The sequence below is a fragment of the Labrys monachus genome (assembly GCF_030814655.1).
In the GTDB taxonomy this organism is placed as follows: Bacteria; Pseudomonadota; Alphaproteobacteria; order Rhizobiales; family Labraceae; genus Labrys; species Labrys monacha.
On the sequence record NZ_JAUSVK010000001.1, the window covers coordinates 6153942 to 6170577 of the forward strand.

Genomic DNA, 16636 nt, shown 5'->3' on the forward strand with positions numbered 1-16636 from the left:
GCCGGGCCGAAACGGCAGATTTCCCCGCAGACCGGCCATCCCATGCGGCCGATGACGCCGCATCTTCCGCAGCGGCGGAGAATGGAGCTGGGCTCGTTACCTGAGCAGAATTCGTCATTGCCAATCAGGCTCCGATGGTCAAGCGATGTCGGGAGTAAAGGGCATCCGCCGAAGGCTGCCCAGCGGATGCTCCGAAGAATCGGAAAAAGACTGCCACAGGCAGGTCCGGCTCCGCCTCGACAGCGAGCTGGATCGTATTCCGCAGTCTATACCCGAACGAAAACAAGAGATCATGAGCCCACCGCCGCCTGCGAGCCTCCTGCACATGCCGAGCCATCGCATTCGAAGGTAGATCGGCTTTTTCAACAAGAGCCCGAAAATCCAATTTACCCCATGAGTCGCACATGCCACTTTTTGGACACTTTATTTACGTTAGAGAGGTAACCGCATGCGTCGGCAACACGCAAAAGTGAGAAAGATCATTTCAGAAATGATTCTTGGCCGAGGTCGCCCGCCATATCCGCGCCGATCCCGCAAGTTACTTTCATAATCTATTGAAAAATCTAACTTATTTCCTTCACAGCGCGAGGGATTCACTCCCTCGCTCCGCGCGATACGGATGGCGAGTGTTGCGGAACGGCCACACCGGACCCGACAGCGCTCACGCGCGCTTCCGTTCCGAGGGCGGGCTGGAGGCGGGCTGGAGGCGGGCTGGAGGCGGGCTGGAGGCGGGCTGGAACACGGCCCGTTCCAGTCTTCGCAACAACGAACATAACGCACCGAGCGCTAGGTAAGCGGATCGCGGCCGCTTCTTTCAGTATCTGGCCGTCCTAATATTGTTATGTCGCCTGCTTTTCGTCTCTCGATTTTCTTTTTGTCGACCGAAATACGCTTCCTGGCAAAGCTATAGGGAGATCGTCGATAATATACTGTTATATGTGAAGCTATACTGGAAAGCATCGGTGGAACGGGATATTGGCGCGCCGCGGCCTGATTCTTGGGATTGCAGCAACCGGCAAGAACAGATACTGGCTGGGCTCGCTCCGGCCGGCCGGAACACGCGCGAAGGCCCCCAACGCAGAAAATCGTGCTCGCCCATGAACAGCCTGTCCGCCCTGCATGACATGGTTCTCATCGTCGAGGTTTCGCGCACCCGGAGCTTCAGCGTCGCCGGCCGGAATCTCGGCGTGTCCAATGCCACGCTGTCGCGCCGCATCGCCGCCCTCGAGGCACGCCTCGGCCTCCAGCTGTTCGAGCGGACCACGCGCCATGTGGAGTTGACGGATGCCGGCACGCGCTATGTTGCGCGCTGCGCGCATCTCGTGGACGAGGTGCGGCTGGCCGAGGAGGCGCTGCTCGACACGGCCAGCCTTCCGACGGGCCATCTGCGGCTGTCGATGCCGGCGGATGTCGGCATCCATATGCTCGGCCCGGCCCTGCATGCGTTCGGGCGGCGCTATCCCGACATCACCTTCGACATCGACCTGTCTTCGCTTCACCGCGATCATGTCGGCGAGCAGGTCGACGTTTCCTTCCGCGTCGGCGCCGTCGCCGCCGAACGGCTCATCGTGCGGCGGATCGGCTGGGTGCCGCAGCCCCTCTACGCCGCGCCGTCCTATCTTGCCGCCAACGGCCGGCCGCGCATGCCGGCCGACCTGCCGAATCATGAATGCATCATCGGCCGCAATCCCAGGCCGGAAGAGGTCTGGCAGCTGAGCGACGGCCGGCAGACGGAGCAGATCACCGCGCGCGGCCGCTATATGACGAACGATGCGGCGATGATGAGGATGCTGGCGGAGAGCGGCGCCGGCATCTCGCCGCTGCAGCCCGCTTTGGCGCAGGAGGCGGTGGCGCGCGGCCACCTCGAACGCGTGCTGGCGGACTGGCAATTGCCGTCCCTGCCGCTCTATGCCGTCACCACCTCGCGCCTGCAGCCGGCGCGCGTCAAGGTGTTGATCGAATTCCTGGCGACGAGCCTCGCCTCCTGAGGCGGACGCCGGCCCGCCGTGCCGGTCCCGGCCGGGCGCCCTGCCTCAGGCCGCCAGCCCGCGCTTGCGGAGCAGGGCCTGCGGATCCGGATCATGGCCCCGGAAATCGCGATAGGCCTTGGCCGCGTCCTGGCGGTTGCCGGCCGCATAGACGAACTGCTTCAGCTTGCGCGCCGTCTCGGCATCGAAGATGTCGCCGGCCTCGAGGAAGGCATCGAAGCCGTCGGCATCCAGCACTTCCGACCACAGATAGCTGTAATAGGCGGAGGAATAGCCCTCGCCGGCGAAGACATGCTGGAAATGCGGCGGACGGTGGCGCATCACCATCGCCGCGGGCATGTCGATCTCGCCCAGCACCTTCGCCTCGAAGGCCGCGGCGTCGAAGCCGTCGGTGCGATCGAGAAGGTGCATTTCGAGATCGACGAGCGCCGACGACACATATTCCACCGTCGCGAAGCCCTGGTTGAAGGTGCGGCTCGCCAGCAGCCGGTCGAGCAGCGCCTTCGGCATCGGCTCGCCGGTCCGGTAATGGACGGCGTGGCGCTGCAGCACCTCCGGCCGCTCGAGCCAATGCTCGTAGAGCTGCGAGGGGAACTCGACGAAGTCGCGCACCACTCCGGTGCCGGAGAGCAGGGGATAGGTCACGGTCGAGAGCATGCCGTGCAAGGCATGGCCGAACTCGTGGAACAGGGTGCGCGCATCGTCGAAGGAGAGCAGCGTCGGCTGGCCATCCGGCGCGCGCGAGAAATTCATCACGTTGACGATGATCGGGGTGACCTCGCCGTCGAGCTCCTCCTGGCTGCGGAAGGCGCTCATCCAGGCGCCGCTGCGCTTGGAGGCGCGCGCGAAATAGTCGCCGTAGAACAGGCCGACCGTGGCGCCGGCGGCGTCCTTCGCCTCGAAGGCCCGGACGTCCGGATGATAGACAGGCACGTCCCGCCGCTCGGCGAAGGTAACGCCGAACAGCCGGCGGGCCGTGTCGAAGGCCGCCTCGATGATGCGGTCGAGCTGGAGGTAGGGCTTCAGCTCGGCTTCATCGAGGTCGAACGCCTGCTTGCGGCGCTTCTCAGCATAATAGCGCCAGTCCCACGCGGCGATGTCGACATTGTCGCCCATCTCGGCCGCCAGCGCCTGGAGCGCATCGCGTTCGCGCATCGCCTGCAGCCGCGCCGGCCGCCAGACCGAACGCAGCAGCTCCATCGCCGCCCCGGGTGTCTTCGCCATGGAATCGTCGAGGCGGTAATGGGCGAAGCTCTCATAGCCGAGCAGCGCCGCCCGCTCGGCGCGCAGCGCGATCATCTCGGCGATGATGGCGCGGTTGTCGGTCTCCCCGCCACCCTCGCCGCGGGCCAGCCACGCCTTGAAGGCGGTCTCGCGCAGGTCCCGCCGCGCGGAGAACTGCAGGAAGGGCTCGATCAGGGAACGCGACAGCGTCACGACATGCCCGGCCTGGCCGCGATCCGCGGCAGCGCGGGCGCTCGCCTCGACGAGGAAATCCGGCAGGCCGGCGAGATCGGCTTCGCCGTCCAGCGGCATCGACCACGCCTTCTCGTCGTTCAGCACGTTCTGGCCGAAACGGGTGCCGAGACTGGCGAGGCGCTCCGACAGGGCGGCGAGGCGCTGCTTGACCTCCTCCGGCCGGCCGGCGCCGGCGCGCCTGAAAGCCATGTGATAGCGCTCGAGCACCCGGCCCTGCTCGGGGGTGAGATCCAGCCGGTCGCGCTGGGCGAAGATCGCATCGATGCGGCGAAACAGGGCATCGTCGAGATAGATCGCCGTGCGGTGGCGCGACAGGATCGGCGCCATGTCGCGCTCGATGGCCTGCAATTCGTCGCTGGTGTTGGAGCCCGCGAGATTGAAGAACACCGACGCGACGCGGTCGAGCATCCGGCCGCTGCGCTCCAGCGCCGCCAGCGTGTTGTCGAAGCTGGGCTCCTCCGCCAGCCCTGCGATGGCGGCGACCTCCGCCTTGTTCTGCGCCAGCGCCGCCTCGAAGGCCGGACGGAAATGCTCCGCTCGGATCGCCTCGAAGGGCGGTGCCTCGAACGGCGTGGACCAGGGGGCGAGCAGGGGATTGTCGACGGCGGGCATGGCTGGCTCTCGATTGCGGTACCCGACATATAGAGCGGAACGGAGCGAAAATAATCCCGCCTTCGCCGTTCCCCGGCGGAATCGACGCCGCGGCACGGCCGGGTGATGTGCCGGCCCGATTTCCGTCGTATCATCGCTGGCGGGCCGGAGCCGCATCCCGGCCCTTGTCTGTGGAGATGGCGAATGACCGACGACGAGGATCCGGCGCTGCCGGCCGATTCGAAACTCACGCGCACCAAGCAGCTCTGGGCGCAGGCCGGCAAATTCCTCACCGGACGCGTGGCGCGGCCGGAAGGCGAGCGGCTGCCGCCGGGGCAGCATCTGGTGCGGGACTGGCCGGTGCTCGATCTCGGCCTGCAGCCGCAGGTTCGCCGCGAGGACTGGCGCCTCGACGTGACCGGCGCCGTCGACAATCCGGTGGCGTGGGATTTCGACGGCTTCATCACCCAGCCGCAGGCGACGGAGGTCTGCGACATCCACTGCGTCACGACATGGTCGCGCTACGACAACCGGTTCGAAGGCCTGCCGAGCCGAGCCCTGGCCGATATCGTCCATCCCCGGCCCGAAGCGAGCCATGTGACGCTGCACGGCGCCGACGGCTACACCACCAATCTGGCATTGGAGGATTTCCTCGGCGAGGACGTCCTCCTCGCCCATGCCTGGCAAGGCGCGCCGCTGACGAGGGACCATGGCGGCCCGGTGCGGCTGGTGGTGCCGCGGCTGTATTTCTGGAAGAGCGCCAAATGGCTGAACCGCATCGAATTCACCACCGCCGACCGGCCCGGCTTCTGGGAGGTGAGGGGCTATCACAATCGCGGCGACCCCTGGCGCGAGGAGCGCTACAGCGAGTAGGCATCCGGAAAGCCGATGGACTTCTCGCTCAGCAATAGGTCGAGACAAAAGTCGGAGGGAAATGGCAGTTCGGTGAAATCGTGGCTTTCTCCGGGCGCCATCGCAGCGGGAGGCCGAGACGGAACGCCTTCGGCGCCGATGCGCGATACGCACCAATACTTGCAGTCCATGTCGGCCGCCGCCTCCGGGGCCGAACTATGCTCGGGCCCCGGGGCATCGCCGAAGTAGGAGGGCCGCAGATCATCTGCACAGGGCCGGAGATGACGGCGGCGGCGCGGCAGGCCGCTGCAAAGGACCGCTGCGCGCCGGCATAATACTGATATGTTCGGCAGGGAACAATCGCATCTTCTGCCGGTTAATTGCGCGTCAATGGAAGGACGCCAGCCCATGCTTTACACCATCCTGATCATTATCCTGATTCTTGCGCTTCTCGGCTCGCTGCCGACTTGGCCTTATTCTTCGGGCTGGGGCTATGGCCCGAGCGGCGGTTTCGGGCTCATCGTCATCATTCTCCTGATTCTGGTCTTCACCGGACGACTTTGAACCAGGACGAGGCGCCTTCGCGATCCCGGTCGCGGGCGCGCCTCGACCCAGGCTCGTTCCAGGGGATATTCCGTGAGCAAGGCAGGAATCGACTTCATGAACGCCTGGGTGCGCGAGAACGTCGCCTCGTCCTCCTACGGCCGCGGATCGGAGGAACGCGTCGATGCCTATACGGCCGAATGCCTCGACGAAGCGGCGCGTCAAGGCGTCACCCGACAGGAAATCGAGGAGGATATCGGCGACGTCGGCGGCTATATCCGCGACGCCATGGATGAAGCGGCCCGCGCAGAACTGCACAGCGACTCCGCTGAGGACGAGTAAGGCCAGGATATGATCGCGTCGGCCGCCGCACGAAACCTCGGAGGCGCCGGATCATCCCGCCGGTGCCGGCGCTCCGCGGGCCGAGCCGAGATCGTCGCGCGCGTCCCGCTTCAGGTGCCTGTTTCCGCGAAATCGCCCTGTTCGGTCCATTGCGTGAAATGCTCGGGGCGCTTGATCCAGTCCTCGAAACGCTCCGGACGTTTGGAGGTATAGGAGCGCGGATCCTTTCCGATCATCGCAGCCAATGTCATGAAAACCTCCGACCCGCAGGGCTGGTGGGTTCTTTCGATGCGGTCGATCGTGGCGAACGCGGCCCCGGTGAGCGCCCCGAACTGGCGCATGCTGAGCCCCCGCCGCTCACGTTCCCTGCGCAGATCATCGCCGAAGCGATGCCAATCGATCTGCAGGAGGGGCCTTGCCTTACTGTATTTGGCTCTTTGCCTTATTTTGTTATCAGTCATCGCCCTGTGGCTCTTCTCATCGTTGCGTATCTGGTTGGCCCTGCCGGATCGCCGCAGCATAATCGCCTCCCCCGGCGTTCCCGACAGACAAGCCGCCCGCGCTGCACATATGTGCAAAATTGCAAAACTGCCGGGCAGCAGAACACATTTCGCCATTTTTCAGAATGGCTGCACACTCTCCTCTTTCCGAGGAAGCGCTCCCATAGCGTCGGGGTTCCCGCCACCACAGCAGGGTACCCTTGCCGATCGCGTCGCTTCCTGACCTTTGGGCATGGCAGAAGTCATCACGCTTCTGTAGCGGTAATTCGCTACCTTTGCAATCCGATATCACATTAATGTTGCCATAGTGTGTCCGCAAGGACATGTCGGCATCCGCAAGGCGCATGAGCCGGGGATCGTTTCAAGCCTGGATACCCAAAAATCAACGCTAACACACGATGATTTGAACGAAAATGCGTAAAAAAAGCTTCTGTATACCGAAAGGCGGCGCTGTCAACACGGATTCGCCGGCTCTTGTCGTGGGATCTCAAGGTAAGTTAGATTTCGTATTCGAGATTGAATACAAACGTCGCGCCATTAGCGTATTGTAAGACGGCTTACGATCATTTTTTTGCACGAATCGACGAAAATCAACACCATAGACGCGGACTTGACGGTTCCTGACGTTGCGGCATTCGTCCCGCCGACAACGCATTCCCTGAGACGGGAATATCGTGGGGTTCACATTCTACAGCTTCGGAACGCGAATTCAGGCAGCTTGCCGGGAGAATACTTTTGCCACATCACGGATTCGACCGTTGACAAAAAATGCGGGTGCGCCTGGGGCGCCCCGGCCATGCCGGCCCGCAGGGGGCATGGCCGTCTCTTCAAGCCTGAAATATTGCCGCCGAAGCTGATTTGCACGTCCGCGCCGCCCAGGCCGTGGGCCCGCACAACCCACGCCGGCCGCAGGAATGAGGCGAAAATCGGACATTCCGATTGTTCTTTTTGCAATCCCGCCCCGGATGACCGGGTTCCTTCCCGCCAGCAGCGCCGACGCCAGGGCGTCCGCGAATCCTCCTCGCTCGCCGTCCGCACGCGATCGCCGTCGCAGGGGCACGCAGCAGCCGCCCTCCGCTCGCTGGCGACCGACCGGATATCGCACGCCTGTCATCTGCGGCCTTCCCATGAAGGCCGACCGTCAGGAGGTCTCCGCACCGGCCGGAGCGATATCCACGAGGGTGCCGAGGAGGCGAAGCAATTCGTCATGCTGCGGCCCGCGAGGGTCGGCCTGCAGGAAGGCGCCGATGCCGATTCGACTGACCTTGCCGCCGGAGGGGGCGTTCGGGCGATGCTCGACCTCGACGACGCCGTCCCTGCTCCTGACCAGCAACCAGTCGTCGCCGCTTTCGGCGTGATGGAGAAGCCGCATGTGATCGCTTGCGGCGGCGGCTGGTTCCTGGCTGCCTGCGTTGGTCATGGACGCCTCCTCGCATGTCGTCGACGGCGCGGCGCAGAGGAGCGCCGGCCTTGCATCGATGCAGGCTCAACAGCAGGCGGCCGGCTTTGTTCCGGCCCGGCGGCGGCAGGCGGGCCGGGGCGGCCGACCTATCGCAGCAGCGCCGACGCCTGCCGGAGATCGTCGACGAGGTCGGCGAAAGCCGCCTCGCGCGAAGTGTCGTCACGCATGCGCAGGACGGCGGAGGGATGGATGGTGGCGATCCCCCTGCGGCCATCGGCGAAGGACACCGGCCGGCCATGCTCGCGCGACAGCACCATCGTGCGTCCCATCAGGGCCTTGGCGGCGGTCGCGCCGAGCGCGACCACGAGCGCCGGTTCCACCACCGCGAGTTCCCTGTCGAGCCACCAGCGGCATTGCTGGATCTCGCCGGCGTTCGGCTTTTGATGGATGCGGCGCTTGCCGCGCTGCTCATGCTTGAAATGCTTGACGGCGTTGGTCACGTAGACGGCCCCGCGGTCGATGCCGGCCTCCGCGAGGGCGCGGTCGAGCACCTTGCCCGCCGGCCCGACGAAGGGCCGCCCGGCGTGGTCCTCCTGGTCGCCGGGCTGCTCGCCGACCATCATGATCGCGGCGGTCGCCGGGCCTTCGCCGAACACGGTCTGGGTGGCGTCCCGATAGAGCGGGCAACGCCGGCAGGCCGCCGCTTCCTCGGCGAGCGCCGCCAGCGCGGCATTTCCGTTCGAGGAAGGCGGCTCGGCGAGCGGCGTCGACATGATTGTCCCCTCTAGAGTTCGATCAGCGCATAGGGCCGGCCGGTCGGCTTCTCGATGTCGTAGGCGACGTTGTAGACCGGGGCGCCGCCGGGCGTGCGTCCGGTATGGCGCCCGCGATGGGCATGGCCGTGCACGATGGCGTCGACGGTGAAGCGGTCTATGGTCTCGGCGAGGCGCGAGGAGCCGAGGAAGGGGAAGATCTCGGGGGGCTCGCCTTCGACCGTCTCGACCACGGGCGCATAATGAAGCACGACCACGTGGCGCTTGGCCTTGACGCTGCGCATGGCGTTCTCCAGCTGCATCGATTCCCTCACCGTCTCGGCGACGAAAGCCTTGATCGCCGGCTCGCCGAACGAGCCGAGCATGCGGGCGCCGAAGCCGCCGGCAAAACCCTTCACGCCGACGAAGCCGACATCGCCGATCTTGCAGCCGTCGCCCGAGAGCACCCGCAGGCCGACGCCGGAGAGGATCTTGACGACTTCGCCTTCCTGCCCCGATTCATAGTCGTGGTTGCCGAGCACGGCGACCATCGGCACCGAGCAGGCCCGGAGGTCCTCGGCGAGGATCTCCGCCTCGGCCGGCTTGCCGGTATCGGTGAGGTCGCCGCACAGCACCATGGCGTCGGCGACCTTCGAGATCTCGGCAAAGAGATCGCGATAGGAGCGCTCCCGGCGCTCATTGGCGTGGAGGTCGGCCAGCGCCGCCACGGTGAACTTGCCTTCGGTCACGCTCATGTCAATCCAGCCGATGCCTTTCGTCGCCGCCGACATCGGCAAAGCCCCATTGCTCGACGGCGATCGCATAGTCGATGTGGGAGAACATGCGCCCCCGGCAGATCCGCGTCTGGGGCGGCGGCAATTCGAGCTGGTGCCGCAGCCGGTCGAGCAGCTCGTCCATCAGCCAACGCGGAATGCGGTCGCGCTCGGTCGGATAGATCCACCGGAAATTGAGGAGATGCATGAGCAGCACCTCCCAATGCTGCTCCATATAGCCGAGCAATTGCCGCCAGTTGATATGCTCGTGCTGGCGGAGGATGACGTTCGCCACGTCGGCGCCGTCATAGCGGTGGCGAAGCTGGATGAAGGCCTTGGACCAGACGAGCTCCGTGGGCGCGACGAGCAGGACCTCGACGCCGCAGACCGGGATGCGCCTCGCCTCGGCGAACCATTCGTCGCCCACCGGCATGGTGCCGTTGGACGAGGCGAAGATGACGTCGCAGAAATGCTCGCCCTTGTGGATCTTGCCGATCCAGCGTTCGTCCTCGATCTCGATCGCATAGTCGAGGCCGCGGAAATGGTCGAGGATGCGCATGGCGTCGCCGGCCTTGCAGAAGACGTCGAGATCCTTGGTCGGGCGCGAGATGCCGGTATAGGCGCTGACGGCATAGGTTCCGGCGACCAGGAAGGGAACGCCGAGCTCGACGAGGATGCGCAGCGTGTCCGCATAGAAGGCGTCCGCCTGCGGGCTGGACGAGATCGGTTCGGCGGCGGGTGTGATGGCGTGAATGGCGGTTGCCTCTCGCGGGATCGATGACGTTTCGCGAGTTCCAACCGGCGCAGGGCCCGAATGTTCCGGCGGGAGGAGGAAGCCGGCGCCCGGAAAAGGGGCGTTTTGGAGAGATCGACGGTCCAGGGCATCGGCGACGCCTTCCCCGGGACCGCAGGCGTTCGCCCATAGACGCTAAGTTGGAGGAAAATAGTGCGATTTTCCTTCTCCCAGGTCGGGAGAAGGCGGGTCATTCCCCTATGCCGGCGCCTATGGGCGTCGCGCTTGGCCCCCTTATGACGTCGCCCGCCCGCGGCAGAGGGCCGGCGGTCGCGGAATGTGTCAGCCCTTTACCGCCAGGACGCGGTCAAGCGCGGCCGAGGTCGAGTTGTGTTCGATCTCTTCCGCATAGGCCTGGTACAGGCGCGCGAAGTCGGCGTGGTCGAACAGCCTGAGCCGCTCGAACAGGCTCGTATGCAGCAGCGCCAGCGGATCGCCGCTCTTCAGGAGTTGCCAGTCCGCCTCGCCGAAATGGGGTTCGTTGACGGGGAACTCATGGCCGGCATCGTCCCGTCCCAGCAGATAGCGGCCGAAGCAGGCGACGAGGAAGGCCTCGCGGTCGAGCGTGCCGCCGGTGTCGAGCAACGCCTCGATCGTCCTGGAATGGAACACCGGGATCTTGGCGGCGCCGTCGAGGGCGAGGCGGAGGATCTGGTCGTTCACCGCCGGGTTGGCGAAGCGCTCGAGCAGCGCGTCCTTGTAATCCGTCAGCGAAATGCCGCGCGGGGCCTCCAGCCGCGGGATGACGTCGCGGTCGAGGAAGGCGTCGAGCAGATCGTGGAAGCGCCTCTCGGCGAGCGCCTCATGGACGATGCGCTGCCCGCACAGCAGGGCCGGATAGGCCAGCAGGACGTGGCTCGCATTGAGCATGCGCCCCTTCATGAACTCGAAGGCGACGACATCGTCGCGCAGCTCGACGCCGACGGTCTCGAAGGCGGGCCGGCCGGCGCAGAAGCGATCCTCGATCACCCATTGCATGAAGCTCTCGGAGATCGCGGGCAGCGCATCGTCGATGCCGTTCATGGCATTGACGCGTGCGCGCACCTCCGGCGGCACCTGCGGGGCGATGCGGTCGACCATGCTGTTGGGGAAGGCGGCCTCGGCGTCGATCCACGCCGCCAGATCGGCATCGAGCGCCCGGGCGAAGGAGACGATCGCCTTGCGCGCGGTGTCGCCGTTGTGGCGGAGATTGTCGCAGGACATCACGGTGAAGGGGCCAATGCCGGCGGCCCGGCGCCGGCGCAGCGCCTCGACGATGAAGCCGAAGGCGGTGCGCGGCGGGCCGCCGGCGAGGTCGTGTGCGACCTCCGGCGTCGCCAGTACGAAGGCGCCCGAGGTCTCGTCGATGTTGTAGCCGCCCTCGGTGATGGTCAGCGACACGATGCGGGTGTCGGCATGGGCCATCCGCGCCAGCACCGCCTCGGGGTCGGCGGGCGCGTGGAGATAGTCGACCATCGAGCCGACCACCCGCGTCGCCGACGTGCCGTCGGGCGCGAATTCGGTGACGGTGTAGAGGCAGTCCTGCGCCTTGTAGGCCTGCGCCTTGTCCCGCATCGCCGGGCTGTCGATGAGCTCCACTCCGCAGATGCCCCACTCGGTCGCGCCCGCCGCGAGGCAGCGATCGACATAGACGGCCTGGTGCACGCGGTGGAAATTGCCGACGCCGATATGCACGATGCCCTTCAGCAGGACCGACCTGTCGTAATGCGGAACCGCGATGGAGGCGCCGAGGTGGTCGAGGGTGGCTTGCGAAAGGGCGGTCAAATCACGTCTCCCTGAGATTTTATCGGCATATCCCCGCCCCGCGCGAGGGGCAAGGTGCGAAACGGCGTCATCCGCCCGCGCCGGGACGATACCCCACATTCCGCTCGCTGTCGTGCCGGGGCGCCGCGCAGGGAGGCAGGCCGGTGGCGCAAACGATCACGGGCTTGCCAAGTCCTGCAAATGCATTAAGGATTTCGGTCAATGACGTGAAATCGGATGATCGTTTTTGATCATTTCGAGCCGCGCAAACAAGACAGGCGAGGATCCGGTGGGCGCTCGATATGATTACATCATCGTCGGCGGCGGCAGCGCGGGCTGCGTCGTCGCCACCCGCCTCGTCCGCGACCACGGCGCCCGCGTGCTGCTGGTCGAGGCCGGCAGGCGCGACGGCCACCCGCTGATGCGCATGCCCGCGGCCTTCGTCAAGCTCCTGGACCGCGGCACCTATGTGACGCGGCACGAGACGACGCCGCAGGCCCAGCTCGGCGGCCGCGTGCATCAGATCCCGCAGGCCCGGGTGCTCGGCGGCGGCAGCACCGTCAACGGCATGGTCTATATGCGCGGGCGGCCCTCGGACTATGACGAGTGGAACGCCACCGTCGGCGGCGGCTGGGGCTATGCCGACATCCTGCCCCATTTCCGCGCCCAGGAGGACAACGACCACTTCTTCAACGCGGCGCACGGCACCGGCGGGCCGCTCAAGGTCTCCGACGTGCGCCACACCTGCGAGACCAGCCGCATCTTCGTCAAGACGCTGCAGGGCATGGGCCACCGCTACAATCCCGACTTCAACTCGGGCGAGCAGCGCGGCGTCGGCTTCATGCAGACGACGATCGACCGCGACGGCCGGCGCAGCAGCGCCACCACCGCCTTTCTCTCGCAGGTGATGCGCGATCCCCGGCTGACCGTGCTGAGCGAGACCACGGTCACCCGCGTGCTGTTCGACGGCCGGCGCGCCATCGGCGTCGAGGTGGCGCAAGGCGGTCGGCGCGAGACGCTGCATGCCGACCGCGAAATCATCCTCGCCGCGGGCGCCTATGTCTCGCCGAAGCTCCTCATGCTCTCCGGCATCGGCCCGGCCGACCAGCTCAGGGCGCACGGCATCGAGGTGCTCGTCGATGCTCCCGGCGTGGGCGAGAATCTGCAGGATCACCACGAAGTGCCGGTCATCGCGCAGGCCCAGCCCGGCTTCGGCTATTTCCACGGGGATACCGGCCTGCGCATGCTGGCGAACGGGCTGCAATATGTCCTGTTCGGCACCGGGCCGGTGAATTCGATCGGCTGCGACGTCTGCGCCTATGTCAATCCCGACCGGGATGCGGCGGATGAGAGCGTCGAGCCCTCGCTGCAATTCTATTGCATTCCCGCCGTCTATCTCGACCGTGACGTCACGCCCATCGCCGACGTGCCGGGCGTCACCCTGCATTCCTGCCTGGTCAGGCCGAAGGCGCGCGGCACGGTGCGGCTGCGCTCGGCCGACCCCTTCGCCCTGCCGCTGGTCGATCCCAACTATCTCGGCCATCCCGACGACATGCGCCTCTCCGTCGCCGGCCTGCGCTTCGCCCGCCGCGTGTTCCAGGCCGCGCCGATGCGCGACATCTATCTGCGCGAATTGCTGCCCGGCGCCGATGTGGTATCGGACGAGGCGCTCGCAGCCCATTGCCGGCGCACGGTCAAGACCAACTACCATCCGGTCGGCACCTGCCGGATGGGACGGGACGGCGACCCGATGGCGGTGCTGACGCCGGACCTCAGGGTCAGGGGCGTCGAGGGCCTGCGCGTCGTCGACGCCTCCTTCTTCCCGAACCTCGTCTGCGGCAACACCAACGCGCCCGTCCTGGCCGCCGCGGATCGTGCGGTGGCGGTGATGATGGGCGAGACGCGGCCGGCGCCGACGGAAGAGGGCGTGACGGCGTAGGAATTGGTAGGTAGAGGCTGCCCTTGCGTGGAAACGCGGGCGCTTCGACGATAAGCGCTAAGCTTAGAGAAAATAACGCGATTTTTCCTTCTCCCGAGGGGGGAGAAGGTGGCGCGCAGCGCCGGATGAGGGTCTAAACTTTGACGCAGTTATCGAGCTATCGTCGTCAACGTTTAAACCCTCATCCCCCTGCCGGGACCTTCTCCCAAACGGGAGAAGGCGGCTAATTTTCGGGATGCGCGACTCACCCCGCCAGCGACGGCAGGCCTGCGGCGTTGCGGAAATCGGCGTCGCGGATATCGACTTCCTGGCCGGCCCGCACATCGCTCGCGGCCGCGCAGAGATAGACGATGCCCGCCGCGGGCTCGTCCGCCGGCGCCAGGGATTCCCGCGGCAGACGGCTGACCGGATTGATGCCGGAGGCGCGGATCTCGGCCTGCATGCCGGTATCGACCACGCCGGGCGAGAAGCCGAAAGCGCGGATGCCGCGCTCGCCATATTCGAGCTGGAGGGAGCGGGTGAGCATGGCGAGCCCCGCCTTGGCGGCGCAATAGGCGCTCCAGCCCTCCAGCGGCCGGTGGGCCGCGCCGGACGACAGGTTGATGATCCGTCCCCGCCCCGCCGCGACCATGGCCGGCAGCACCGCGCGGGCGGCGAAGGCGGCGCCGACCAGGGTGATGCGGATCGCCGCGGCGAAGGCCTCGGGGTCGAGCGTGTCGAGACGCCCGATCGGCGAGACCACGCCGGCATTGTTGACGAGGATCGAGGGCGGCCCGAGCCGGCGCGTCGTCTCGGCCACGAGGGCGTCGACCGCTCCGGCATCGGCTACGTCGCAGCCGATGGCGATCGCCCGGCCCCCGGCAATGCCGGAAGCGACGGCCTGCGCATCCGCCGGGCGGCGGGCGGAGACGACGACGCGGGCGCCGCTGGCCGCCAGCGCCTGCGCAGCCGCGGCGCCGATGCCGCGCCCGGCACCTGTGACGATGGCGATTTCGCCGGTCAGATCGAAAGCCATGTCGTCAATCCATATGCCATTGCAGGGGCAGCAGGAACGGAAAGCCCCGCTGCGTGTCGATGTCGATCTTCATGATCGGCGCCATATAGTCGCCCCAGCGGGCGTTGACCGGGTCATCCTTGAGGGCGTCGATGGTGCGCTGGAGGTCGTCGGTCTCGAAATAGCCGAACAGGGTCAGGCCGTAGCGGAAGATGTTGTAGTTGCGCACCCCCGCCTTGCGCAGCGCTTCGAGCATATCGGGCCAGATCTCGTCATGGCGCCTCCTGTACTCGTCCTCATAGCCGGGACGCACTTCCAATACCCAGGCGTGATGGCTCATCGGCTTGTCCCTTCGGCTCCGTCCCGGTCGAGATAATCATGAATGATGCGGCCGGGGATCAAGGTGAAATCGGCGCGCCAGTGCAGGCCGTCGAGCATGTCGACCACCGGCAGGCGGTGGATCGGCGCCTGCGCGTTGGGACGCAGCTCCACCGTGTTGGGGCCGCCCCAGCATTCGTGTACGACGACGCCGGCGAGCCGCCGCGCCGTCAGCTGGCGGATCGCCGGGCGGCCGTCGATATGGTCGACGGCCTTGAGGTTGATGTTCTCGGCGAAGTCGAAATGCCGGTTGAGGCTGTCGAGCGTGTCGGTGCGCTGCTTGCTCGGCAGCGTGCCGGTGAGGATGGTGATGCCGTTGCGCTCGACCGTGCCGACGACGAGGTCGCCGCGCATCTCCAGCTTCGGCTCGCCGAGCTTCTTGGGCTGGCCGTGCACCTCGCGCCCATGCACGACGCCGACATCGGAGGACAGGAACAGATAGGGCGAATAGGAGCCGGCGATGCCGGTGCCAGGCAGCCGGCAGCCGATCGAGACGTTGCTCTCGCCATAGGCGCCGAGCCATTCGACGTCGTTCATGCGGTAGATATGGGCGAGCACGACATCCGAAGTGGGCTCCAGCGGCGGCGGCAGCAGCCGCGCCACCGCGGCCTCGGTGGTGCGCCAGGCCAGCGTCAGCACCTCGACATTGCGGAAGGTGAAGGGAAAGGGCGGCACGGTCGGCGCGTCCCAGGGCGTCGAGAAGCCGGGCCGGACGATGTCCTCGACCGTGAGGCGGTCGAGCCCGCCCCGCCGCAGATCCTTGCTCATAGGGCGTCTCCCTCGGTGAAGCGCGCCTCCAGCGGCGGCGCCATGCCGTAGCCGACGAAGCCGCCGGTGACGTTGATGGTCTCGCCGGTGACGAAGGAGGCCGCCGGCGATGCGACCCAGGAGACGGCGGCGGCGACATCCTCGGGCCGGCACCAGCGGCCGACCGGGATCGTCTTGATCACCTGCGCCTCGAAGGCCTCCCAGCTCATGCCGAGCTTGTCGGCCTTCTCGCGGAACTGCTTCTCCATGCCGGTGCCCGGCCCGACATGGCCCGGCGCCACCGCGTTGACGGTGATGCCGTAGCCCGCGAGCTCGACCGCGAGGCACTGGGTCAGGCCCCAGAGCGCGTTCTTCGAGGCCATGTAGGCGGAGGAATAGGGATTGCCGAAGCCGAGCCGCGTCGTGACGTTGACGATGCGGCCGCGCCGCGCCCGCATCATCGGCTTCGCCGCCGCCCGGCAGGTGAGGAACGGGCCGCGGGCGTTGACCGCCTGGATGCGGTCCCATTCCCCCGGCTCGGTGTCGACGACGAGCTTCTGGAGATGGATGCCGGCGGCGTTGACGAGCACGTCGATGCGCCCGTGGCGGTCGAGGATGCCCGTCATCGCGGCCTCGACCGAGACGGGATCGGCGATGTCGATCTCCGCCGTGCCGACGAGATCGGCCGCCGGTGCCGGCGCGCGATCGGCGCAGACCACGCCGAAACCGTCGGCGGCGAGCTTGCGGACGATCGCCGAGCCGATGCCGCCGGCCCCGCCGACGACCACGGCGATCTCCCGTTCCTTCAAGCCTGTCATGT

16 protein-coding genes are annotated in these 16636 nt (G+C 66.6%); 5 read left to right on the forward strand and 11 right to left on the reverse strand.

The annotated features are described in order from the left end of the window. Positions 1-1097 precede the first annotated feature (1097 nt). On the forward strand, positions 1098-1988 hold the full coding sequence (locus tag J3R73_RS28075; protein ID WP_307435136.1) for a LysR family transcriptional regulator: 891 nt from the start codon (positions 1098-1100) through the stop codon (positions 1986-1988). A gap of 45 nt (positions 1989-2033) precedes the next feature. On the opposite strand, the gene J3R73_RS28080 is transcribed toward J3R73_RS28075, so the two are convergent. After that, entirely contained in the window at positions 2034-4079 is a 2046-nt protein-coding gene (locus J3R73_RS28080) for a M3 family metallopeptidase (RefSeq protein ID WP_307435138.1), read from the reverse strand. Between the two features lie 183 nt (positions 4080-4262). Here J3R73_RS28080 and J3R73_RS28085 point away from each other — a divergent pair, with 183 nt between their 5' ends. The 3 genes from J3R73_RS28085 to J3R73_RS28095 all read left to right on the forward strand — a co-directional run bounded on the left by J3R73_RS28085 (position 4263) and on the right by J3R73_RS28095 (position 5795). Then, positions 4263-4931, forward strand: a complete 669-nt coding sequence (locus J3R73_RS28085) for a sulfite oxidase-like oxidoreductase (RefSeq protein WP_307435142.1) — start codon at positions 4263-4265, stop codon at positions 4929-4931. A 387-nt stretch (positions 4932-5318) separates the two neighbouring features. Then, on the forward strand, positions 5319-5474 hold the full coding sequence (locus J3R73_RS28090; RefSeq protein WP_307435143.1) for a DUF3309 family protein: 156 nt from the start codon (positions 5319-5321) through the stop codon (positions 5472-5474). A gap of 72 nt (positions 5475-5546) precedes the next feature. Beyond that, positions 5547-5795, forward strand: coding sequence for a hypothetical protein (locus J3R73_RS28095; protein WP_307435144.1), 249 nt, complete (start codon positions 5547-5549; stop codon positions 5793-5795). 110 nt (positions 5796-5905) lie between these two features. On the opposite strand, the gene J3R73_RS28100 is transcribed toward J3R73_RS28095, so the two are convergent. The 6 genes from J3R73_RS28100 to J3R73_RS28125 form a co-directional block, all read right to left on the reverse strand. Then, the gene (locus J3R73_RS28100; protein WP_307435145.1) at positions 5906-6316 is read right to left on the reverse strand and encodes a hypothetical protein; all 411 of its coding nucleotides are present in this window, start codon (positions 6314-6316) and stop codon (positions 5906-5908) included. Between the two features lie 1120 nt (positions 6317-7436). After that, complete coding sequence (locus tag J3R73_RS28105) at positions 7437-7715, reverse strand: hypothetical protein (protein ID WP_307435146.1); 279 nt, start codon at positions 7713-7715, stop codon at positions 7437-7439. A 128-nt stretch (positions 7716-7843) separates the two neighbouring features. Then, positions 7844-8470, reverse strand: coding sequence for a UdgX family uracil-DNA binding protein (locus tag J3R73_RS28110; RefSeq protein ID WP_370880029.1), 627 nt, complete (start codon positions 8468-8470; stop codon positions 7844-7846). Between the two features lie 11 nt (positions 8471-8481). After that, positions 8482-9204 carry a metallophosphoesterase family protein gene (locus J3R73_RS28115; RefSeq protein ID WP_307435147.1) on the reverse strand — a complete coding sequence of 241 codons (723 nt, stop codon included), beginning with the start codon at positions 9202-9204 and terminating at the stop codon, positions 8482-8484. Between the two features lies 1 nt (position 9205). Beyond that, complete coding sequence (locus J3R73_RS28120) at positions 9206-9967, reverse strand: hypothetical protein (protein WP_307437754.1); 762 nt, start codon at positions 9965-9967, stop codon at positions 9206-9208. 330 nt (positions 9968-10297) lie between these two features. Beyond that, the gene (locus J3R73_RS28125; RefSeq protein WP_307435149.1) at positions 10298-11779 is read right to left on the reverse strand and encodes a mannitol dehydrogenase family protein; all 1482 of its coding nucleotides are present in this window, start codon (positions 11777-11779) and stop codon (positions 10298-10300) included. Between the two features lie 268 nt (positions 11780-12047). Here J3R73_RS28125 and J3R73_RS28130 point away from each other — a divergent pair, with 268 nt between their 5' ends. Then, positions 12048-13697 carry a GMC family oxidoreductase gene (locus tag J3R73_RS28130; protein ID WP_307435151.1) on the forward strand — a complete coding sequence of 550 codons (1650 nt, stop codon included), beginning with the start codon at positions 12048-12050 and terminating at the stop codon, positions 13695-13697. Positions 13698-13941: 244 nt separating this feature from the next. Here J3R73_RS28130 and J3R73_RS28135 read toward each other — a convergent pair whose 3' ends face one another. From J3R73_RS28135 to J3R73_RS28150, 4 genes are read right to left on the reverse strand one after another with little or no spacing between them, the layout of a single operon-like run. Then, a complete protein-coding gene (locus tag J3R73_RS28135; RefSeq protein WP_307435159.1) occupies positions 13942-14712 on the reverse strand; it encodes an SDR family NAD(P)-dependent oxidoreductase in 771 nt (256 codons plus the stop codon). A 4-nt stretch (positions 14713-14716) separates the two neighbouring features. Beyond that, positions 14717-15031, reverse strand: a complete 315-nt coding sequence (locus J3R73_RS28140; protein WP_307435161.1) for an L-rhamnose mutarotase — start codon at positions 15029-15031, stop codon at positions 14717-14719. Beyond that, positions 15028-15837 carry an acetoacetate decarboxylase family protein gene (locus J3R73_RS28145; protein WP_307435163.1) on the reverse strand — a complete coding sequence of 270 codons (810 nt, stop codon included), beginning with the start codon at positions 15835-15837 and terminating at the stop codon, positions 15028-15030. Before J3R73_RS28145 ends, J3R73_RS28140 begins: the two co-directional genes overlap by 4 nt. Next, positions 15834-16634 carry an SDR family NAD(P)-dependent oxidoreductase gene (locus tag J3R73_RS28150; protein ID WP_307435166.1) on the reverse strand — a complete coding sequence of 267 codons (801 nt, stop codon included), beginning with the start codon at positions 16632-16634 and terminating at the stop codon, positions 15834-15836. The genes J3R73_RS28145 and J3R73_RS28150 overlap by 4 nt, the downstream gene beginning before the upstream one ends. Between the last annotated feature and the right edge of the window lie 2 nt (positions 16635-16636).